This is a genomic window from Lachnoclostridium sp. An196, assembly GCF_002160135.1.
Classification (GTDB): Bacteria; Bacillota; Clostridia; order Lachnospirales; family Lachnospiraceae; genus Hominiventricola; species Hominiventricola avistercoris.
The window spans coordinates 37,728-58,049 of record NZ_NFJZ01000006.1 but is presented as its reverse complement, the minus strand read 5'-3'; the positions used below and the strand labels follow the sequence as shown (position 1 = coordinate 58,049).

The 20,322-nt window shown below is 50.6% G+C and carries 19 protein-coding genes; 18 read left to right on the top strand and 1 reads right to left on the bottom strand.

What is annotated here, in order from left to right; all coding sequences use genetic code 11:
• The first annotated feature begins 64 nt into the window (after window positions 1-64).
• A complete protein-coding gene (locus B5F29_RS08430; protein ID WP_087154189.1) occupies window positions 65-760 on the top strand; it encodes an MBL fold metallo-hydrolase in 696 nt (231 codons plus the stop codon).
• Window positions 754-1,230 carry a ribonuclease HI gene (gene rnhA, locus B5F29_RS08425; RefSeq protein ID WP_087154188.1) on the top strand — a complete coding sequence of 159 codons (477 nt, stop codon included), beginning with the start codon at window positions 754-756 and terminating at the stop codon, window positions 1,228-1,230. Before B5F29_RS08430 ends, rnhA begins: the two co-directional genes overlap by 7 nt.
• Here the strand turns inward: rnhA and B5F29_RS08420 are convergent.
• On the bottom strand, window positions 1,222-2,493 hold the full coding sequence (locus B5F29_RS08420) for a polysaccharide deacetylase family protein (protein ID WP_087154187.1): 1,272 nt from the start codon (window positions 2,491-2,493) through the stop codon (window positions 1,222-1,224). The two genes, rnhA and B5F29_RS08420, sit on opposite strands and share 9 nt — an antisense overlap.
• 242 nt (window positions 2,494-2,735) lie before the next feature.
• Between B5F29_RS08420 and alaS the strand changes: the two genes are divergently transcribed.
• From alaS to B5F29_RS08340, 16 genes are all read left to right on the top strand, one after another.
• Window positions 2,736-5,375 carry an alanine--tRNA ligase gene (gene alaS, locus B5F29_RS08415; protein WP_087154186.1) on the top strand — a complete coding sequence of 880 codons (2,640 nt, stop codon included), beginning with the start codon at window positions 2,736-2,738 and terminating at the stop codon, window positions 5,373-5,375.
• Between the two features lie 119 nt (window positions 5,376-5,494).
• Window positions 5,495-5,671 (top strand): 30S ribosomal protein S21, encoded by a 177-nt coding sequence (gene rpsU, locus B5F29_RS08410; RefSeq protein WP_021737899.1) that lies wholly within the window; start codon window positions 5,495-5,497, stop codon window positions 5,669-5,671.
• A 67-nt stretch (window positions 5,672-5,738) separates the two neighbouring features.
• On the top strand, window positions 5,739-6,227 hold the full coding sequence (locus tag B5F29_RS08405; protein WP_087154185.1) for a divergent PAP2 family protein: 489 nt from the start codon (window positions 5,739-5,741) through the stop codon (window positions 6,225-6,227).
• A 90-nt stretch (window positions 6,228-6,317) separates the two neighbouring features.
• Window positions 6,318-7,451, top strand: coding sequence for a D-alanyl-D-alanine carboxypeptidase family protein (locus tag B5F29_RS08400; RefSeq protein ID WP_087154184.1), 1,134 nt, complete (start codon window positions 6,318-6,320; stop codon window positions 7,449-7,451).
• A 16-nt stretch (window positions 7,452-7,467) separates the two neighbouring features.
• Entirely contained in the window at window positions 7,468-8,265 is a 798-nt protein-coding gene (locus B5F29_RS08395) for a metallophosphoesterase (protein ID WP_087154183.1), read from the top strand.
• 1 nt (window position 8,266) lies between these two features.
• On the top strand, window positions 8,267-9,010 hold the full coding sequence (locus B5F29_RS08390; RefSeq protein ID WP_087154182.1) for a segregation and condensation protein A: 744 nt from the start codon (window positions 8,267-8,269) through the stop codon (window positions 9,008-9,010).
• Complete coding sequence (scpB, locus tag B5F29_RS08385) at window positions 9,007-9,612, top strand: SMC-Scp complex subunit ScpB (protein WP_191393454.1); 606 nt, start codon at window positions 9,007-9,009, stop codon at window positions 9,610-9,612. The genes B5F29_RS08390 and scpB overlap by 4 nt, the downstream gene beginning before the upstream one ends.
• A 59-nt stretch (window positions 9,613-9,671) precedes the next feature.
• Window positions 9,672-10,823, top strand: coding sequence for a D-alanyl-D-alanine carboxypeptidase family protein (locus B5F29_RS08380; RefSeq protein WP_087154181.1), 1,152 nt, complete (start codon window positions 9,672-9,674; stop codon window positions 10,821-10,823).
• Window positions 10,824-10,955: 132 nt separating this feature from the next.
• Complete coding sequence (locus B5F29_RS08375; RefSeq protein ID WP_087154180.1) at window positions 10,956-12,392, top strand: acyl-CoA carboxylase subunit beta; 1,437 nt, start codon at window positions 10,956-10,958, stop codon at window positions 12,390-12,392.
• A 15-nt stretch (window positions 12,393-12,407) separates the two neighbouring features.
• Window positions 12,408-13,220, top strand: a complete 813-nt coding sequence (locus tag B5F29_RS08370) for an OadG family protein (protein ID WP_242955613.1) — start codon at window positions 12,408-12,410, stop codon at window positions 13,218-13,220.
• A 19-nt stretch (window positions 13,221-13,239) separates the two neighbouring features.
• Complete coding sequence (locus B5F29_RS08365; RefSeq protein ID WP_087154179.1) at window positions 13,240-13,632, top strand: biotin/lipoyl-containing protein; 393 nt, start codon at window positions 13,240-13,242, stop codon at window positions 13,630-13,632.
• Window positions 13,633-13,671: 39 nt separating this feature from the next.
• Entirely contained in the window at window positions 13,672-14,823 is a 1,152-nt protein-coding gene (locus B5F29_RS08360; protein WP_087154178.1) for a sodium ion-translocating decarboxylase subunit beta, read from the top strand.
• Between the two features lie 20 nt (window positions 14,824-14,843).
• Window positions 14,844-16,256 carry an oxaloacetate decarboxylase subunit alpha gene (locus B5F29_RS08355; protein ID WP_087154177.1) on the top strand — a complete coding sequence of 471 codons (1,413 nt, stop codon included), beginning with the start codon at window positions 14,844-14,846 and terminating at the stop codon, window positions 16,254-16,256.
• A gap of 95 nt (window positions 16,257-16,351) precedes the next feature.
• Window positions 16,352-17,584: an NAD(P)/FAD-dependent oxidoreductase gene (locus B5F29_RS08350; RefSeq protein WP_087154176.1), complete on the top strand. Its 1,233-nt coding sequence runs from the start codon at window positions 16,352-16,354 to the stop codon at window positions 17,582-17,584.
• Between the two features lie 62 nt (window positions 17,585-17,646).
• The gene (gene cmk / locus B5F29_RS08345) at window positions 17,647-18,303 is read left to right on the top strand and encodes a (d)CMP kinase (protein WP_087154328.1); all 657 of its coding nucleotides are present in this window, start codon (window positions 17,647-17,649) and stop codon (window positions 18,301-18,303) included.
• On the top strand, window positions 18,294-20,219 hold the full coding sequence (locus tag B5F29_RS08340; RefSeq protein ID WP_087154175.1) for a bifunctional 4-hydroxy-3-methylbut-2-enyl diphosphate reductase/30S ribosomal protein S1: 1,926 nt from the start codon (window positions 18,294-18,296) through the stop codon (window positions 20,217-20,219). The genes cmk and B5F29_RS08340 overlap by 10 nt, the downstream gene beginning before the upstream one ends.
• Window positions 20,220-20,322 lie beyond the last annotated feature (103 nt).

Below are 20,322 nucleotides of genomic sequence, written 5' to 3'. Positions count from 1 at the left end.
GAGAGCGCGGATCTGCGGGAATATCACCCGCTATAGATCCGCGCAGGAACAAAAGGAGCCAAAGATGAAAGTTACATATATTTTTCACAGCAGTTTTGCCGTGGAACTGGAGGAAAATGTCCTGATTTTCGATTATTACGGGGAAGGAGACCTGCCGCGTATCCCGGATGGAAAAAAAGTATGGTTTCTGAACAGCCATGCCCATCAGGATCATTTTCAGAGAAAAATCCTGGAATTAAAAGCGGTATTTCCCGATGCGGAATATATCCTGTCGAGGGATATCCGTTTCCGGCCGGAGGAACGGAAGGACTGGATCCACAGCGTGAGAGCGAGAGAAGAGTATGAGTTCGGCGCTCTGAAGGTGCGAACCTTACGTTCTACGGACATGGGCGTAGCCTATGTGGTCCGGGCAGATGGAAAGAAGATCTATCATGCGGGCGATTTGAACTGGTGGCACTGGGACGGCGAGGACAAGGCATGGAACAACAATATGGCCGCCAACTATAAGCGGGAAGTGGACAAGCTGGAGGGGGAAGAGCTGGATGCGGCATTTGTACCGCTGGATCCCCGGCTGGGAGACGCTTACTATTGGGGAATGAAGTATTTCCTCGAGCATACTCATGCAGAGGCAGTATTTCCCATGCACTGCTGGGGAGACTATTCGGTATGCCGGAAGGTCAGAAAACTGGATGAAATGAAAGGCCTGCTCGGGCCTTTCCAGGATGTGGCATATACGGGACAGGAGTGGATATTATGCTAGTGAAGATTTATACAGACGGGTCGGCGCGGGGCAACCCCGACGGACCGGGAGGGTACGGGACGATCCTGTCCTGTACCGACAGCAAAGGAGAAGAACATATCCGGGAATTGTCCCAGGGATATAAAAAAACGACGAACAACCGCATGGAACTGATGGCGGCCATCGCCGGGCTGGAGGCGCTTACGCGCCCCTGCCAGGTGGAATTGTATTCAGATTCCAAATATCTTGTGGACGCCTTCAATCAGCACTGGATTGACTCCTGGGTGAAGAAGAACTGGGTCAACAGCCAGAAAAAGCCGGTGAAAAATCCTGATCTGTGGAAACGTCTGCTGAAAGCAATGGAACCGCATCAGGTGACTTTTATCTGGGTCAAGGGCCATGACGGCCATGCTCAGAATGAACGCTGCGATAAACTGGCCACTTCGGCGGCAGACGGAGACGACCTGATCGACGATGTGGCATCACTTTAATTCCGGACGCGCCGGATCCAGCACTTTTGAGACATCGATCAGATCAGCGACTGCTTCCGGGCGGGTTTTCATGGTGAGTCCGTCCAGATTGCAGCGGGTCTGACGCACATAGGTGTCTTTTACGGACACGAAGGCCTGGGTAGACCATACGCCGCAGAAGTAGCGGAAGCCTTCGGATTGGAGAAGCGTCAGCTTATCGCCGGGATACTCGATCTCTTCTCCATAGGGATAGATGTATACATCCGTATCGCCTACCAGACTGCCGACTTCTTCTCTCCACCGGGAAGTATCGGCTGCCAGAGAGTCATAAGAGATCTGTGCCGTGTGCTTGTGACCGTAGCCGTGGCAGGCGAACTGCCATCCGGTCTCTTTTAGACGAGCGGCGACGGAGCGGACGGTCTCTTTATCCTGTTCCAGATTCGGGTTTTCCGGGTCGTTGGTACGGTATCCCAGAGCTCCTTCATAACCGGTCAGCGCCAGCAGCCCTTTGGCTCCGCGCAGAGAAAAATCCGGATGCTCTTCCACGAACGCGTCCAGGATCGGAACCACATCATAGTCGCCGACCGTTTCCTGGCCGTTTTCATCTATGTAGAGATTCTTTACGTTTCCCTCTTCATCCAGCATCAGATTTCGGGCGAATCCGTCGGTTTTCATATAGTCATAATAATTCACGTCGTCTACGGACAGTACCAGGGGGATCTTTCCCTCCGGCACCATGGGAGCGGACGGGACCAGAGCAACAGTACCGTCTTTTGCAGTCTGCACGTCATTCAGGTCATGAATGTCGATCAGAATGTACTGATTGGCATACAGTTCTTCCAGTATGGCCCGGAATTCATCCACGGTCGTCATCCAGTAATTATACCCGTTTTCCATGTAGTCTCCGTCAAACGCCAGATCCGTATCCACGATCAGAGAATGAAAGAAGATATGGCGCACAGGCTGCTCATAGGGGACAAAAGCGTCTTTGGCGGCAGAATAGGAAGTGGCTGCCTCTGTAACCTCCGGATCCTCTGAAAATTCGTCCGGAACACGGGACAGGCAGGCGAGCGCTTCATCATAATAATATCCTTTCGCCAGTCCGGCGGCCTCGTCAAGAATGGGTACCAGTTCCTCCTCCCGGCGCATGGCGGCCAATTCTTCTTCTGTGTACTGAGGTTCGATCCGCACCGCCTCGGGAGCCTTTACCGTTCCAAAAGAACATCCGGACAGAGCTGTGAGACTAAAGAAAATCATTCCGCAGATTTTTGATATATTGCTCATAGGAATCCCTCCCGTAATCATGCTGTGTATGAATTAAAATCATCATAACATGGATGGGATCGGAAGTGTTTACAGTAGTATTAAGAGATATGGAAGAGTTTATTAAGATTGTGAAAGATTGAAAGCGCCCTGAAAGCGTCCCGGGCGTATTTTCATCTTGCGGTCGCCCCGAACGTGTGCTATCATAATCAACATGTGAGTATGTCAGCCGCGGACGCGGTTTTCGATAGGAGGAAATAAAAGTGAAGCAATACGGCGTAAATGAGCTGCGCAGGATGTTCCTGGATTTTTTTGAGAGCAAAGGGCATCTGAAGATGAAGAGTTTTTCGCTCGTTCCACACAACGACAAGAGCTTGCTGCTGATCAATTCAGGTATGGCTCCCCTGAAGCCATACTTTACAGGCGCGGAGATCCCGCCCAGAAGAAGGGTGACGACGTGCCAGAAATGTATCCGTACCGGAGACATTGAGAATGTGGGAAAGACTGCCCGCCACGGCACCTTTTTCGAGATGCTTGGAAACTTCTCTTTTGGCGATTATTTTAAGAGAGAGGCGATCCACTGGTCCTGGGAATTTCTGACAGAAGTGGTGGGACTGGATCCGGACCGTCTTTATCCATCCGTATATCTGGACGACGACGAAGCCTTTGATATCTGGAATAAAGAGATCGGGATCCCGGCGGACAGGATCTATCGTTTCGGCAAAGAGGACAACTTCTGGGAGCACGGCGCAGGTCCCTGCGGCCCCTGTTCTGAGATCTACTATGACCGCGGAGAGAAATACGGCTGCGGAAAACCGGGATGCACAGTAGGATGCGACTGCGACCGCTATATGGAGATCTGGAACAATGTGTTTACCCAGTTTGAAAATGACGGAAACAACCATTATACCGAGCTGAAACAGAAAAATATCGATACCGGTATGGGACTGGAGCGTCTGGCGTCCGTAGTTCAGGACGTGGATTCTATCTTTGATGTGGATACTGTGCGCGCGCTGCGTGACAAGGTCTGCGAGTTCGCCCGCTGCGCGTATCATGAAGATGAGAATAAGGACGTGTCTATCCGTCTGATCACGGACCATATCCGTTCTGCCACTTTCATGATCTCTGACGGAATCATGCCCACCAATGAAGGACGCGGCTATGTGCTCCGCCGTCTGATCCGCCGTGCGGCCCGTCACGGACGTCTGCTGGGGATCGACGGAAAGTTCCTGTCCCGTCTGAGCGAGACCGTGATCGAGGGTTCCGAAGACGGTTATCCGGAACTGGAAGAGAGAAGGGAGTTTATCTTTAAAGTCCTTTCTCAGGAAGAAGATAAATTCAACAAGACCATCGACCAGGGCTTAAGCATTCTGGCAGACCTGGAAAAGAAGATGCAGGAGACAGGGGAGAAGACGCTGTCCGGAGCAGACGCGTTCCGCCTGTACGACACCTATGGATTCCCGCTGGATCTGACGAAAGAGATCCTGGAAGAGAAGGATTACGGAGTGGATGAAGAAGGCTTCCGCGCCTGTATGGAAGAGCAGAGGGTGAAGGCCAGAGAGGCGCGCGAAGTGACCAACTATATGGGAGCGGACGCTACCGTATATGATGAGATCGATCCGTCTGTAACCACAGAATTTGTAGGATACGATCACCTGGAATACAGATCTGAAGTGACCGTGCTGACGACGGAGAATGAGATTGTAGAGGCGCTGACCGACGGACAGGCAGGCACGGTCTTTGTAAAAGAGACTCCGTTCTACGCCACCATGGGCGGCCAGGTAGGAGATAAAGGCGTGATCACCGTGGACGGCGCGGAGTTTGTGGTAGAAGATACCATCAAACTGCTGGGCGGAAAAGTAGGTCATGTAGGACGTATGACCAAAGGCATGATCCGTGTGGGCGATCAGGTAACGCTGCATGTGGACGAAGCAGAGCGTTCCGCCACCTGTAAGAACCACAGCGCTACCCATCTGCTGCAGAAAGCCCTGAAGACGGTGCTGGGCAACCATGTGGAGCAGAAAGGATCTCTGGTGACTCCGGACCGCCTGCGTTTTGATTTCGCTCATTTCCAGCCTATGACAGCGGAAGAGATCGCTCAGGCAGAGGCACTGGTCAATAAAGAGATCAGTGCGGCTCTTCCGGTGACGACACAGGTGATGAGCCTGGAGGAAGCGAAGAAGAACGGGGCCATGGCTCTTTTCGATGAAAAATATTCCGAGAATGTGCGCGTGGTATCCATGGGAGATTTCTCCAGGGAGCTCTGCGGCGGCACCCATGTGGCGAATACCGGCGTGATCACGGCGTTCAAGATTGTTTCGGAATCCGGTATCGCGGCCGGTGTGCGCCGTATCGAAGCGCTGACCGGCGAGGGCGTGTTCGCGTATTACAGAGAGCAGGAAGCAGTGCTCGCGGAGGCGGCGAAGCTTCTGAAAGCGTCCCCGGCGTCTGTACCGGAGAAGATCGGACATCTGCTGGCCGAGGTAAAAGCTCTGCAGAGCGAGAATGAGTCTCTGAAGAGCAAGGCTGCGAAGGACGCTCTGGGCGATGTGATGGATCAGATAAAAGAAGTAAAAGGCGTGAAGGTTCTGGCTGCCCGCGTGGACGGCGTGGATATGAACGGCCTTCGGGATCTCGGAGACCAGCTCAAAGAGAAGCTGGGAGAAGGCGTGGTTGTCCTGGCGTCGGCGGCGGACGGCAAAGTCAGTCTGATGGCTACAGCGACGGACGGAGCGATGAAAGCAGGAGCTCATGCAGGAAATCTGATCAAAGCCATCGCCGTATGCGTAGGCGGAGGAGGAGGCGGACGTCCGAACATGGCGCAGGCCGGAGGCAAGAATCCTGCCGGCATCGATGAGGCGCTCGCTAAAGTAACAGAAGTCCTGGAAGACCAGATGAAATAAAATTGAAAAATCTGTTGACAAAACGAGATGTGCCCCATATAATAAATGCAGTGCGATAAAATACCCAGACAGTTGTATTTGGCACAATACACAACTGGAGGGAGGTTAGGTGTGATAGTATGTCAAATGTAATCGTTAAAGAGAACGAGACTTTGGACAGCGCATTACGTCGTTTCAAAAGAAACTGCGCGAAAGCGGGAATTCAGCAGGAGATCCGCAAGAGAGAGCATTATGAGAAGCCAAGCGTAAAGCGCAAGAAAAAATCCGAAGCTGCAAGAAAGCGTAAATATAACTAGAATTGTGCAGTAATGCCTTGACTGTAAAGTCAAGGCATTTTTACTCAGTTTACAGGAGCAAAAAGATATGTACGAAGCGATAGGAGCGCTGCTGAGAAATCATATACTGATCTGCGGAGCATGTGCCTGGGCAGTGGCTCAGGTGCTGAAAACCATAATCTACGGGCTGGTACACAAAGAGATCCGGTGGGAGCGCATGTTCGGAGACGGAGGTATGCCCAGCGGACATTCCGCGACGGTCAGCGCCATGGCGACAGCGGCAGGGATGCGCTACGGGCTGGATACGTTTGAATTTGCCATCACCTGCATGATGGCGATTATTGTCATGCATGACGCCATGGGCGTACGCATGGAGACCGGAAAACAGGGGAAAGTTCTGAATGAAATGATAGAGTTTTTCCGGGTAGAGGGTTTTACGGAGGCTTTTAAGAAAAATGATAAAAACTATGCGTTCTGGGAAGCAAGCCTGAAAGAATTTGTGGGACATACGCCGCTTCAGGTGATTGTGGGCTGTGTTTTGGGCATCATTGTCGCCCTGCTTTTGAACCTCTGGTAAAAACAAGGCATATTTTTCGGTTTCCATGCTACACATATAGCAAAGGGATTCCGAGGTGATATTCTGAAAAAGATAGGTGCCTGTATACTGATGCTGACGCTTTTGTTCCGGCCCGTATCTGTATATGCGGAAGAAAATCAGGTGGCAGCGGAGGTGGCCGCGCCCCATGCCCTTCTTATGGAGGTATCTACGGGAACTGTACTGATGGAAAAGGCGGCGGACGAAAAGGTTCACCCGGCCAGTGTGACCAAGATCATGACCATGCTGCTGATCCTGGAAGCGGTCGAGGAAGGCAGGATCGGTCTGGACGATGTGGTGACGGTATCGGAGCACGCGGCGTCGATGGGAGGATCCCAGGTGTATCTGGAACCTCATGAACAGCAGACAGTAGAGACACTGCTGAAATGTATTGCGGTTGCCAGCGCCAATGACGCCTGCGTCGCGATGGCAGAATATGTCAGCGGAAGCGAGGGTGATTTTGTCCAGCAGATGAACAGCCGTGCGGAAGAGCTGGGAATGTCAAATACGCATTTCGCGAACAGCTGCGGCCTGGATGAGGACACACATCTGACTACAGCCAGGGATGTGGCTTTGATGTCGCGGGAACTTTTGCTCAATCATCCTCAGATTCATGAATACTGTACCATATGGATGGAAAATATTGTTCATACTACGGCGAGAGGAAGTTTTGAGTTCGGACTGACCAATACAAACAAATTGATCCGCCAGTACGAATATTCTACGGGACTTAAAACGGGATATACCAGCGTTGCGGGATTCTGCATTTCCGCCAGCGCGAAAAAGGACGATATTGAACTGGTGGCGGTGATCATGGGAGGAGCAGACAGTAAAAGCCGGTTTCAGGATGCGGTTACGCTGTTGAACAGCGGATTTGCCTGCTGCAGTCTCTACCGTGACGAAGACCGGGAGACGCTTCAGAATCTGCCGGTGGAAGGAGGCGTCGAGGAAGAAGTTCCGCTGAGATATGCGGGAGATTTTTCTTATGTATCAACTGACGGACGCAACCTTGCCCAGGTCGAAAAAACACTGGAACTTCCGGAGAGTATGGAAGCTCCGGTGGAAGAGGGACGCGTAGTAGGCAAAGCAGTTTATTCGCTGGACGGCGAGGTGATCGGCACCACGGAGATTCTGGCGGCGGGCACTGTCGAAAAAGCTGGATATAAAGATTATTTTCATAAGACATTCCGAACATTTTTACTGTAATGGTGTGATACCTGATATGGAGATTAAAACTTACGAGATACAGACAAAGAAGATTAAAAAAGAAGAAAAAGCTCTTCGGCTGGTAATGCTCTCGGATCTGCATGACCGGCTGTGGGGGGAAAAGCAGAAGATCCTTCTGGATGCTATAGATCGGCTGAACGGGGACCTGATACTCTGTGCGGGAGATATGCTGATCGGTAAAGAACAGTCAAGGATGGAGAACGCGATCCTGCTTTTTCGGGAACTGGGGAAAAGAGATGTCCCTGTTTACTGCAGCAACGGCAATCATGAGTCCAGAATGCGCCAGCAGCTCGCAATTTATGGGCGGCAGTATCAACAGTATGCCAGACAGCTTCGCAGTTATGGCATAAAGATATTGGAGAATGAGACGGAAACGGTAAAGATCGGCACGGCGAGGCTGCAGATACATGGCTATGAGATGCCGCTGAAATATTACCGGAAACTTTGCATGCTTCCTTATGATACCAGAGACCTGCGTCAGAAGTTTGGAGGAATCCATGATGGGGATTTTCATATTTTATTGGCGCACAATCCGGTATATTTCGAAACATATGCTCATTGGGGGGCAGATCTGACGCTTTCCGGTCATTTGCATGGCGGGATTATCCGTCTGCCGGGAATCGGCGGTCTGATCACCCCGCAGGCAAAGCTGTTTCCCAAGTACGACCGAGGATTTTTTGAAGAAAACGGAAAATATATGGTGGTCAGCGCGGGGCTGGGAGAACACACGGTACCGATTCGGTTCCTGAATCCTCCCCAGCTGATCTGTATTGTGGTAAAGGGGACAGGCTGAGATGGCGTTATCGGTAAAGCTGGATAATTTTGAAGGACCGCTGGATCTGCTTTTACATCTGATTGACATCAACAAATTCAATATTTTTGATATCCCCATCGTTGAGATCACGGACCAGTATATGGAGTATATTAAGAATATGGAGAACCGGGACCTGAACACCATGAGCGAATTTCTGGTCATGGCGGCCACGCTGCTGGAGATCAAGGCCAGGATGCTCCTTCCCGTGGAAGTGGACGAGGAAGGGGAGGAAGTGGATCCCAGAGAAGAACTGGTTCGTAAATTGCTGGAATACAAAATGTATAAATATATGGCGGCAGAACTGAAGGACCGTATGGTTGTGGCGGAAAGGGCTTTCTACCGAGGGCCGGCGATCCCTGATGAGGTCGCAGCCTATGAACAGCCTCTGGATATAGAGGAACTGGTGGGCGATCTGACCTTAAGCCGCTTAAACCAGATATTTCAGAATGTCATACGCAGACAGAATGAAAAGATTGACCCGATCCGGAGCCGGTTCGGAAGGATTGAACAGGAAGAGATCAGTCTGGATGAAAAGATTATAGAGATCCGCGAATATGTGGCCGGGCATGAGTCTTTCTGCTTTTCCGGGCTTCTGGAACGTCAGAAAGGACGTATTCAGGTGATTGTTACTTTTCTGGCAGTGCTGGAACTGATGAAAACAGGAGAGATTCAGGCTGTACAGGATCATCCGTTCGGGGATATCCGCATCCGGAGGGTTTCATGAGCGGAGAATTACGGAGAAACGAGGACACAGATTTGGAACTGGAAAAACTGGAGGCTGCCGTGGAAGCAGTGCTTTTTGCCATGGGAGACGCGGTAGAAGTGGACAAAATCGCTGCCGCTATAGGACATGATACAGATACTACAAGACGGCTGGTACATCAGATGATGGACCGGTACAACAGCAGAGCAGGCGGGATGGAGATTATAGAACTGGAAGATTCTTTTCAGCTCTGTACAAGGAAAGAGTATTATGACGCGCTGATCCGTGTGGCGAAACAGCCGAAGAAATACTCTTTGACAGATGTTCAGCTGGAGGTGCTTTCCGTGGTGGCATACAGACAGCCGGTTACACGTCAGGAGATTGAGAAGATCCGCGGCGTAAATTCCGATCATGCGCTGAATCGTCTGGTGGAGTACGGACTGGTACAGGAAGCCGGCCGTATGGACGCGCCGGGAAGACCGATTCTGTTTGGAACCACGGAGGAATTTCTTCGTAACTTCGGGGTCCGCTCCACAGAGGATCTGCCATCTGTTCAGCCTGAAGTAGCGGAGGAAATGAAAAACGAAGCAGAAGAAGAAGTTCAGCTTAAACTGAATCTTTAGCATGAACCAGGAATTCCTGCCATACATTATGAAAGAGAGAGTACAGGTGCAGGTGTTCCATGAAGAAACGTTTAATAATATATACAAGTGTTTTTCTGGCTTTGCTGGCGCCGGATATAAGTGTGCGCGCCCAGGAAGAGCCGGAAAATCTGTATGCCCGGTCGGCAGTGTTAATGGATGCTGATACCGGGCGTATTTTGTATGAAAAAAACGGGGAGGAAGTCCTTCCCATGGCCAGTACCACCAAGATCATGACGCTGCTGGTGACGCTGGAAAATGCGGATCTGGAAGGAACGGTAACCGTATCGTCTTACGCGGCTTCCATGCCCGATGTGCAGCTTAACATCCGGGAAGGGGAACGGTACCGGCTGAAAGATCTGTGTTATTCTATGATGCTGGAATCTCACAATGACGCCGCGGCGGCAATCGCGGAGCATGTGGGAGGCAGTGTGGAAGGATTTGCGTCCATGATGAATCAAAAGGCCAGGGATCTGGGATGTTATCATACTTATTTCATCACGCCCAACGGTCTGGACGCGGAGGACGAACATGGAGTTCATTCCACCACGGCGGAAGATCTGGCCAGAATCATGCGATTCTGTATGCAAAATGATACTTTCCTTTCTATTACCCGGGAACCTTCCTGGAATTTTACAGATCTGGACGGGACCAGAAGCTTTACGGTAAATAACAAAAATGCGTTTCTGAATATGATGGAAGGGGCGCTGACGGGAAAGACCGGTTTTACCAACGATGCAGGGTATTGTTATGTCGGAGCGCTGGAACGGGAGGGGAAACGGCTGATCGTAGCGCTGCTCGCCTGCGGATGGCCGGGTAACCGCACCTGGAAATGGTCGGATACACAGACATTGATGAATTATGGTCTTGACACTTATCATCATGAGACAATCGGGGAGGAAATGATCCGTATGGAACCGGCGGCAGTACAGGACGGACGTAAAGAATCAGTGGAACTCAGGGCAGACATCGGTACGGTACAGATGCTCCTGAAAGAAGACGATCTGTTTCGAATAGAAACAGACCGTCCGTCCGAACTGCAGGCGCCGGTGGAAGCAGGGGAGATCGTAGGAACGGTCGCCTACTATCTGAATAATGAGATTGTAGACATTTTTCCTGTATACGCGGCGGAAACAGTTCAAAAAATTGACTATTGGTGGTGCCTGAACCGGATATTGCAAAAATGGATTTAAAATATAAATGTCTCAATAAATGGTCAAAATGAGTAATCATACAAAATTGCCTTGAAAAAACTTGTACAAATTGCTACAATATTAGACGATAAAATAAGGTTTTGCTATAAATTAATATATGGAGGGCTAAAAATGAGCAGTACAGCACAAAGCTTGGCAGGCGGCAGAATTCAGGCGCTGCTTGACGAGAACAGTTTTGTTGAGATCGGTGCGGCAGTTACAGCGCGGGCCACAGATTTCAACATGAACAACACGGATACGCCGTCGGATGGCGTTATTACCGGATATGGCGTGATTAACGGCGGCCTTGTGTATGTATACAGCCAGGATGCGTCCGTTTTAGGCGGATCCATGGGTGAGATGCATGCGAAGAAGATCATCCGGATTTACGACATGGCAATGAAGATGGGTGCTCCGGTTATCGGGCTGGTGGACTGTGCCGGTTTAAGGCTGCAGGAAGCCACAGACGCGCTCAACGCGTTCGGCGATTTGTATCTGAAACAGGTGATGGCCTCCGGCGTTATTCCCCAGATCACAGCGATATTTGGCAGCTGCGGAGGCGGTATGGCTGTCGCGTCGGCACTGTCGGATTTTACTTTTATGGAGAGCGGCAAAGCGAAATTGTTTGTGAATGCGCCCAATGCGCTGAAAGACAACGATGCGTCCAAATGCGATACAGCTTCAGCAGCGTTCCAGAGTGAAGAGGCGGGAATTGTAGATGTGACCGGCGGCGAAACAGAACTGATCGCCAGGATCCGGGAACTCGTTTCGCTGATTCCGGCTAACAATGAAGACGATCTTTCTTATATGGACTGTGACGATGACCTGAACCGTGTCTGCGCAGATCTGAAGGACGCCGCAGCGGATCCGGCAGTCGCACTTCCCATGATCTCCGATTCCGGAATTTTCTTTGAGACAAAATCGACATATGGAAAAGACATGGTGACCGGATTTATTAAATTAAACGGCAATACGGTGGGAGCGGTGGCGAACCGCGCCGCACTTTATGATGAGAACGGTTCTCTGGTACAGGAATTCGGACCGGAGCTGTCTGCGAGAGGCTGCGAGAAAGCGGCGAAATTCGTGAAGTTCTGTGACGCGTTCAATATTCCGATCCTGACGCTGACCAACGTGACCGGTTTTAAGGCGGCGAAATGTTCTGAAAAACGGTTGGCAAAAGCTGTGGCGGGGCTTGCCTACGCTTTTGCGGACGCCAGTGTGCCGAAGGTAAATGTGGTGACCGGCAAGGCTTATGGAAGCGCCTGCGTGGTTATGAACAGCAAAGGCCTGGGTGCGGATTATGTCTATGCATGGCCTGACGCGCAGATCGGCATGATGGACGCAGGCATGGCGGCAAAGATTATGTATCCGGATGCGGGTGCGGATTTGCTGAAAGAAAAGGCAGAAGAATACGCGGGGCTTCAGAACCATGTGGAATCCGCCGCGAGAAGAGGTTATGTGGATACGGTGATCGAAGCGCAGGATACCAGAAAATATGTTATCGGCGCGTTTGAGATGCTGTTCACCAAGAGAGAGGACCGGCCGGCGAAAAAGCACGGAACGGTTTAAAGCGGGGTGAAGAGGATGAAACATTATAAAACAAAAATATTCACCGTCCTTGTCCTGGCAATGACGGTAGCAGGAGTGACCGCGTGCGGACAGAACGCTTCTCAGAATGCCGTTACATACAATGAAGCGTATCTGGATTCTGTAGCGGACTTCCTGATTGCCAACTGGGCAGGAATGTCCGAATCAGAGATTGCTTCTATTTCGGAGCTGGATGCTGATGACGCGCAGGCGCTGATTGACGCCAATGGACTTCCTTTTGAAGCAGACGCGTTCACTACCGGTTTCAGCGCCTATGCAGGAGTTGCCGAAGATCTGGGCGCTTATGTGGATACGGTCGAATACAGTACGCCGGTGGTCAGCGGTGACGAGATTACGCTGGACGTGGAGGTACAGTATGAACACCGCACCGCGGACATCAGCCTTGTATTTGATGCGGACAGCATTGTACAGTCGGTGGATGTCAGTCCCCATTATACTATGGGAGAGATCCTGTATAAAGCGGTCATGAATACCATCATAGGTATGGGAACCGTGTTCCTGGTACTGATCTTCATCAGCCTGGTAATCTACTGTTTTAAATTTATCCCGGCGATTCAGAAGAAATTCGGCAGGAAGAAAAAGAGCGGGGACGCAGAACCTGCGGCTCCGGCAGCTCTGGAACCGGCATCTGCGGCGGCAGTGCAGGAACCGGAAGAAGAACTTGCGGATGATACAGAGCTGGTGGCAGCCATTACAGCGGCCATCTGCGCATATGAAGGAACTTCCGCAGACGGATTTGTAGTACGTTCCATCCGGAGGGCGGACAGAACCTCCTGGAACAGAGCTTGAGATATAGGAGGATATAAAAATGAAAAATTATACCATTACTGTAAATGGAACTGTATATGATGTGACTGTAGAAGAGAATGTTTCCGGAAGGGCTCCTGCACCGGCAGCCCCGAAGCCTGCGCCGAAGCCGGCACCGGCTCCTGCAAAAGCGGCTCCCGCACCGGAAAAACCCGCTCCTGCACCGGCAGGCACTGCCGGATCCAAAGAAGTGACCGCCCAGGTTCCCGGGAAAGTATTCAAAGTACCGGTATCGGTGGGACAGGCCGTGAAGAGGGGAGAGGCGGTCATCGTTCTGGAAGCTATGAAGATGGAGGTTGACGTGGTGGCTCAGGAAGACGGGACGATCGCCAGCATCAACGTGGCGGTCGGAGATGCTGTGGAATCCGGAGACGTGCTGGCAACCATGAACTGACTGGATGAAGCGCATGAATAAATCATTGGAGGTTACGACATGAGTTATATTGCTGATACTTTAGGGAACCTCGTGCAGCAGACCGCATTTTTCAACCTGACCTTTGGAAACTTCATCATGATCATTGTTGCATGTATCTTCCTTTATCTGGCTATCGCCAAAGGGTATGAACCCCTGCTGCTGGTGCCTATTTCTTTTGGTATGCTGCTGGTCAATATCTATCCGGATATTATGCAGGCTGCCGAAGAAACGGCAAACGGCACAGGCGGTATGCTCTGGTATTTCTATAAACTGGACGAATGGTCCATTCTGCCGTCCCTGATCTTTATGGGAGTAGGTGCAATGACAGACTTCGGCCCGCTGATTGCCAATCCCAAGAGTTTTCTGCTGGGCGCGGCCGCGCAGTTCGGTATCTTTGCGGCGTACCTGGGAGCTATGGCGATGGGATTCTCTGACCGCGCGGCAGCGGCGATCTCCATTATCGGAGGCGCGGACGGCCCCACATCCATATTCCTGGCCGGGAAGCTGGAACAGACTGCGATTCTGGGGCCTATCGCGGTGGCAGCGTATTCTTACATGGCACTGGTGCCGATCATTCAGCCGCCTATTATGAAGCTTCTGACAACGGAAGAGGAGCGCAAAATCAAGATGGAACAGCTTCGTCCGGTATCTAAGCTGGAGAAAATTCTGTTCCCGATTATTGTTACCGCAGTTGTCTGCCTGATCCTTCCGACGACGGCTCCGCTGGTCGGTATGTTGATGCTTGGAAATCTGTTCCGTGAAAGCGGAGTGGTTCGCCAGCTTACAGAGACTGCGTCCAACGCCATGATGTACATAGTGGTTATTCTGCTGGGAACATCCGTAGGAGCGACTACCAGTGCCGAGGCATTTCTGAACTGGGATACTCTTAAAATCGTAGCTCTTGGTCTGATCGCATTTGCTTTCGGAACTGCTGCAGGTGTTCTTTTCGGACGCCTGCTCTGCAAGGTAAGCGGAGGCAAGGTGAATCCGCTGATCGGTTCGGCAGGCGTGTCTGCGGTGCCTATGGCGGCCCGCGTATCACAGAAGGTAGGATCAGAGGCAGATCCCACAAACTTCCTTCTGATGCACGCAATGGGTCCGAACGTGGCCGGGGTGATCGGTACCGCAGTGGCGGCCGGTACGTTTATGGCTATCTTTGGTGTGATGTAAATAAGTAGGAGGAAAAGATCATGACAGAAATCGCAAAAAAACCGATTAAAATTACAGAAACCATCCTGCGTGACGCGCATCAGTCCCTGATTGCCACTCGTATGACGACGGAGCAGATGCTGCCGATCCTGGATAAACTGGATCGGGTAGGATATTATTCTCTGGAGTGCTGGGGAGGCGCCACTTTTGACTCCTGTCTTCGCTTCTTAAAAGAAGATCCATGGGACAGACTGAGAAAGATCCGTGATAAGGTGAAAAATACAAAGCTGCAGATGCTGTTCCGCGGACAGAATATTCTCGGATACCGTCCGTATGGAGACGATGTGGTAGAGTATTTTGTGCAGAAGTCTATTGCCAACGGCATCGATATTATCCGTATTTTTGACTGTATGAACGATCTGCGCAACCTGCAGACAGCGGTAAAGGCAGCCAATAAGGAAAAAGGACATGCGCAGGTGGCGCTGTCTTACACGATTGGCGACGCGTATACGCTTGAGTATTGGACTAATATTGCAAAAGAGATTGAGGAAATGGGAGCGGACTCTATCTGTATCAAGGATATGGCAGGTCTTCTGCTTCCGTATACGGCAACAGAGCTGATCAAGGCGCTGAAAGAGACTGTGAAGATTCCGATTCAGCTCCACAGCCATTATACATCCGGCGTGGCTTCCATGACTTATCTGAAAGCAGTAGAAGCGGGCGTTGACGTGATTGATACGGCTGTCTCTCCGTTCGCTCTTGGAACTTCTCAGCCGGCAACAGAGGTTATGGTAGAGACCTTCAGAGGAACTCCGTATGATACCGGTTTCGATCAGACGCTGCTCTCCGAGATTGCAGATTATTTCCGCCCGATTCGTGACGAAGCTCTGGACAGCGGTCTGCTGAATCCGAAGAACCTGGGAGTCAATATCAAGACGCTTCTGTATCAGGTGCCGGGAGGCATGCTGTCGAACCTGACTTCCCAGCTGAAAGAGCAGCATGCGGAAGACAAATTCTATGATGTGCTGGAAGAAGTTCCCCGCGTTCGGGAAGATTTAGGCCAGTGTCCGCTGGTAACGCCATCCTCTCAGATCGTAGGCACCCAGGCTGTGTTCAATGTGCTTACGGGCGAGCGTTATAAGATGGTTACCAAAGAAACCAAGGATGTGCTGCTTGGCAAATATGGCAAGACCGTCAAGCCTTTCAATCCGGAAGTGCAGAAAAAATGCATCGGCGACGAGGAAGTCATCACCTGTCGTCCTGCGGATCTGATCGGAAATGAGCTCCCGAAACTGGAGTCCGAGATGGAGCAGTATAAAGAGCAGGATGAGGATGTTTTGTCCTACGCGCTGTTCCCGCAGGTTGCAACAGAATTCTTCAAGTATCGGGACGCGCAGAAAACAGGGGTGGATGCCGCGGTGGCAGATACCAAGAACGGAGCCTATCCTGTCTGAGAAAAGACAGCGATATAAGTGAAAACGGGAGGATGCCTTTGCAGGCTGTTTAAAGCCTGAAGGCACCCTCCTTTTTATGGGAAGGGAAAAAGCAGATGGCGACACTTGCGATCGTGGGCGGCGGAGCCGCCGGAATGCTGGCTTCGGTCTTTGCCGCAAGACGGGGACTGGAAGTCCATCTATATGAAAAAAATGAAAAGACAGGGAAAAAATTATATATTACCGGGAAGGGCAGATGCAATCTGACCAATGCCTGTTCTATGGAAGATCTGCTGGAAAGCGTCAAGAGCAATCCGAAGTTTTTATACAGCGCGTTCTACGGATTCACCAATCAGGATGCCATGGATTTCTTTGAGAAGGAAGGACTTGAATTGAAGGTGGAACGCGGCGGCCGGGTATTCCCGGTCTCCGACCGGTCCGCGGATGTGCTTGATACACTAAGGCGTTCCATGAAAAAGGCAGGTGTCCATATACACCTGCACAGCGAAGTAAAAAAACTCCGCCAGGAGCCGGACGGCAGCTTTGTGCTTGAATTCTCCGAAGGGGCGAAAAAAGAGGCGGACGCTGTATTTGTAGCGACCGGCGGGGTCTCTTATACAAGCACCGGATCCACCGGAGACGGATATCGTTTCGCGGAAGACTTTGGCATGAAGATTGTGTATCCATGCCCTTCATTGGTACCTTTCAACGTGCGGGAAGAATTTGTAAAAGAGCTGCAGGGGCTGTCTCTGAAGAATGTATCCATTCAGATTGCAGACGGAAGAAAAGTTCTGTATGAAGATTTTGGAGAGATGCTTTTTACACATTTCGGCGTCAGCGGACCCCTGATCCTTACGGCCAGCAGCGTCTGCGCGAGAAAACTGAAAGAAAAGGAACTGAAACTGACCCTGGATCTGAAACCGGCGCTGTCGGAAGAGCAGCTGGATGCAAGGATCCTGCGGGAGTTTGAGAATAACCGGAACAGGCAGTTCAAGAATGTCCTTCCGTCTTTCTTCCCCGCCAAGCTGGTCCCGGTGATGCAGAAACTGTCAGGGATCTCGGCGGATAAGAAGATCCATGAGATCACGAAGGAAGAAAGATTCAGGTTCCTGCGTCTGATGAAGGGGCTGGAGATGACAGTCACCGGCCTTCGGGGATATAATGAAGCGATCATTACCAAAGGAGGCGTGTCCGTCAGGGAGATCAATCCTTCTACTATGGAGTCAAAGAAAGTGCCGGGACTCTTTTTTATCGGGGAAGTGCTGGACCTGGACGCGGTGACCGGCGGATTCAATCTTCAGATCGCCTGGTCGACGGCGTATGCGGCGGCGAATGCCGTTAAAATGTGATTGCATAGAAAATGCAATTCGGATATAATGTATCGAAAAGAAAACAGGAACAGGTGAAAGGTATGAGTTATCAGATCGCGATCGACGGCCCGGCGGGAGCCGGGAAGAGCACTGTGGCCAGGGCAGTGGCAAAAAAACTTGGTTATATTTATGTGGACACCGGTGCCATGTACCGTGCCATGGCTCTGTATCTGCTTCGTCTCCACATTTCTTCGGCTGATGCGGACAGGATCAGTGAGGCCAGCCGTGATGCTGTGATCAATATTGCCTACGAGAACGGTGTGCAGCAGGTGTTTTTGAACGGAGAAAATGTCACGGCGTATCTGCGGACAGAAGAAGTAGGAAATATGGCGTCCGCTTCTTCCGTGAATCCGGATGTCCGCAGAAAGCTGGTGGAGCTGCAGCAGGATCTGGCCGCCAGAGAGAATGTGGTGATGGACGGCAGAGATATCGGTACGTGCGTTCTGCCGGATGCCGATGTGAAAGTATATCTGACCGCCACTACGGCGTGCAGGGCCAGGCGCCGGTACGACGAACTTGCCGCAAAAGGCGAAAACTGCGATCTGGCCGCGATAGAGGCAGATATCAGAGAGAGAGATGAAAGGGATTCCAACAGAGAATACGCACCTCTCCGCCAGGCGGATGACGCAGTGCTCATCGATTCTTCGGATCTTACTATAGAGGAAGTTATAGAAAGGATACTGGCTTTATGCAGGTAAAGACAGCAAAGAGCGCCGGTTTTTGTTTTGGAGTACAAAGAGCGGTGGATACGGTATATGAACAGGCGGATGCAGGATATAAACCGATCTATACGTATGGCCCTATTATTCATAATGAAGTGGTAGTCCGTGACCTGGAAGAAAAAGGAGTACACGTTTTAAACAGCAGGGAAGAGCTTGAACAGCTTGCCGAAGGCACTGTCATTATACGGTCTCATGGAGTAGGAAAAGAGATCTATGATCTGATTCAGGACAAAGGACTGATATGCGTGGACGCCACCTGCCCGTTTGTGAAGAAGATTCATCGTATTGTGGAAAAAGAAAGCGCGGCGGGAAGGCATATTATTATAATCGGAAATGACAGACATCCGGAAGTGGAGGGAATCAAAGGATGGTGTCACAGTCCCGCAACTGTGATTGAAAATGCGCAGCAGGCGGAAACTATCGGCATTTCAGAAGGAACCCCGGTGTGTATTGTTTCCCAGACGACATTTAACTACAAGAAATTTCAAGATTTAGTTGAAATTCTGGATAAAAAGAGGTATGATAGACTTGTTGTAAATACAATATGCAATGCGACGGAAGAGCGTCAGACAGAAGCCCGCCAGATTGCAGGAGAGGCAGACGCCATGATTGTAATTGGCGGCAGCCACAGTTCAAATACACAAAAGCTATTTGAGATTTGTAAAAAAGAGTGTGCGGATACTTTCTATATACAGACGGTTCACGATTTGAATTTAGAAGTATTACGATCTACTGGGCTTGTAGGTATTACAGCAGGGGCTTCCACCCCAAAGAAAATAATTGAGGAGGTTCAAAAACACGTGGCAGATTTAAGTTTTGAACAAATGCTGGAAGATTCATTAAAAACTATCAGAACAGGAGAAATCGTAGAGGGCACGGTCATTGATGTCAAAGAAGATGAGATCATCTTAAATATAGGTTATAAGTCCGATGGTATCGTATCCAGAAGCGAGTACACAAATGTACCGAATGCCGATCTTACTGCGATGGTTCATGTGGGAGATACCATGGAAGTAAAAGTTCTGAAAGTGAATGACGGAGAAGGACAGGTTCAGCTGTCTTACCGCAGAGTGGCTGCGGAAAAAGGAAGCAAGCGTCTGGAGGAAGCCTTTGAGAACAAGGAAGTACTGAAAGCAAAGGTGTCTCAGGTTCTGGATGGAGGACTGAGCGTAGTTGTAGATGAGACGAGGATTTTCATTCCGGCCAGCCTGGTATCCGATACGTATGAAAAGAATCTTGGAAAATATGCGGATCAGGAGATTGAGTTCGTCATCACCGAGTTTAATCCGAAGAGAAGAAGGATTATCGGAGACCGCAGACAGCTTCTGGTTGCCAAGAAGGCAGAGATGCAGAAAGAGTTGTTCGCACGTATCCATGAAGGTGATGTGGTAGAAGGAACTGTGAAGAATGTGACGGACTTCGGCGCATTTATCGATCTGGGAGGAGCGGACGGACTGCTTCATATTTCCGAGATGTCCTGGGGACGCGTAGAGCATCCTAAGAAATTGTTTAAAGTCGGAGATAAAGTGAAAGTCCTGATCAAGGAGATCAAGGATTCCAAGATTGCTCTCAGCATGAAGTTTGAGGATTCCAATCCGTGGCTTACAGCGGATGAGAAGTATGCGGTTGGCAACGTAGTAGAAGGTATTGTTGCGCGTATGACAGATTTCGGTGCGTTTGTAGAACTGGAGCCGGGTGTGGACGCATTGCTCCATGTATCTCAGATTTCCAAAGAACATGTAGACAAGCCGTCTGATGTTCTGAAGATCGGTCAGGTGATCACTGCGAAAGTTGTAGATTTTAACGGCGAGGACAGAAAGATCAGCCTGAGTATGAAAGCGCTTGAGAACAATGAAGCGGAATCCGATCAGGAAGAAGAAACCGAAGAATAATCAGGATAACTGAATAAAAGAATTGTGCAAGGAGGACATGCGGAGCTGATCTGTATGTCCTTCTGTTGGTGTTAAGGGTTCGTCCATTTTTTCACAAGCAGGA

Excerpts from the sequence above, each read along its gene's own strand:
- B5F29_RS08370 (WP_242955613.1), top strand. The coding sequence starts at position 12,408 with ATGAAACATTATAAAACAAAAATATTCACCGTCCTTGTCCTGGCAATG.
- cmk (WP_087154328.1), top strand. The coding sequence starts at position 17,647 with ATGAGTTATCAGATCGCGATCGACGGCCCGGCGGGAGCCGGGAAGAGC.
- rpsU (WP_021737899.1), top strand. The coding sequence starts at position 5,495 with ATGTCAAATGTAATCGTTAAAGAGAACGAGACTTTGGACAGCGCATTA.
- B5F29_RS08380 (WP_087154181.1), top strand. The coding sequence starts at position 9,672 with ATGAAGAAACGTTTAATAATATATACAAGTGTTTTTCTGGCTTTGCTG.
- B5F29_RS08360 (WP_087154178.1), top strand. The coding sequence starts at position 13,672 with ATGAGTTATATTGCTGATACTTTAGGGAACCTCGTGCAGCAGACCGCA.
- B5F29_RS08390 (WP_087154182.1), top strand. The coding sequence starts at position 8,267 with ATGGCGTTATCGGTAAAGCTGGATAATTTTGAAGGACCGCTGGATCTG.
- B5F29_RS08395 (WP_087154183.1), top strand. The coding sequence starts at position 7,468 with ATGGAGATTAAAACTTACGAGATACAGACAAAGAAGATTAAAAAAGAA.
- B5F29_RS08430 (WP_087154189.1), top strand. The coding sequence starts at position 65 with ATGAAAGTTACATATATTTTTCACAGCAGTTTTGCCGTGGAACTGGAG.
- B5F29_RS08375 (WP_087154180.1), top strand. The coding sequence starts at position 10,956 with ATGAGCAGTACAGCACAAAGCTTGGCAGGCGGCAGAATTCAGGCGCTG.
- B5F29_RS08405 (WP_087154185.1), top strand. The coding sequence starts at position 5,739 with ATGTACGAAGCGATAGGAGCGCTGCTGAGAAATCATATACTGATCTGC.
- rnhA (WP_087154188.1), top strand. The coding sequence starts at position 754 with ATGCTAGTGAAGATTTATACAGACGGGTCGGCGCGGGGCAACCCCGAC.
- scpB (WP_191393454.1), top strand. The coding sequence starts at position 9,007 with ATGAGCGGAGAATTACGGAGAAACGAGGACACAGATTTGGAACTGGAA.
- B5F29_RS08400 (WP_087154184.1), top strand. The coding sequence starts at position 6,318 with ATGCTGACGCTTTTGTTCCGGCCCGTATCTGTATATGCGGAAGAAAAT.
- B5F29_RS08365 (WP_087154179.1), top strand. The coding sequence starts at position 13,240 with ATGAAAAATTATACCATTACTGTAAATGGAACTGTATATGATGTGACT.
- B5F29_RS08420 (WP_087154187.1), bottom strand. The coding sequence starts at position 2,493 with ATGAGCAATATATCAAAAATCTGCGGAATGATTTTCTTTAGTCTCACA.
- B5F29_RS08350 (WP_087154176.1), top strand. The coding sequence starts at position 16,352 with ATGGCGACACTTGCGATCGTGGGCGGCGGAGCCGCCGGAATGCTGGCT.
- B5F29_RS08355 (WP_087154177.1), top strand. The coding sequence starts at position 14,844 with ATGACAGAAATCGCAAAAAAACCGATTAAAATTACAGAAACCATCCTG.
- B5F29_RS08340 (WP_087154175.1), top strand. The coding sequence starts at position 18,294 with ATGCAGGTAAAGACAGCAAAGAGCGCCGGTTTTTGTTTTGGAGTACAA.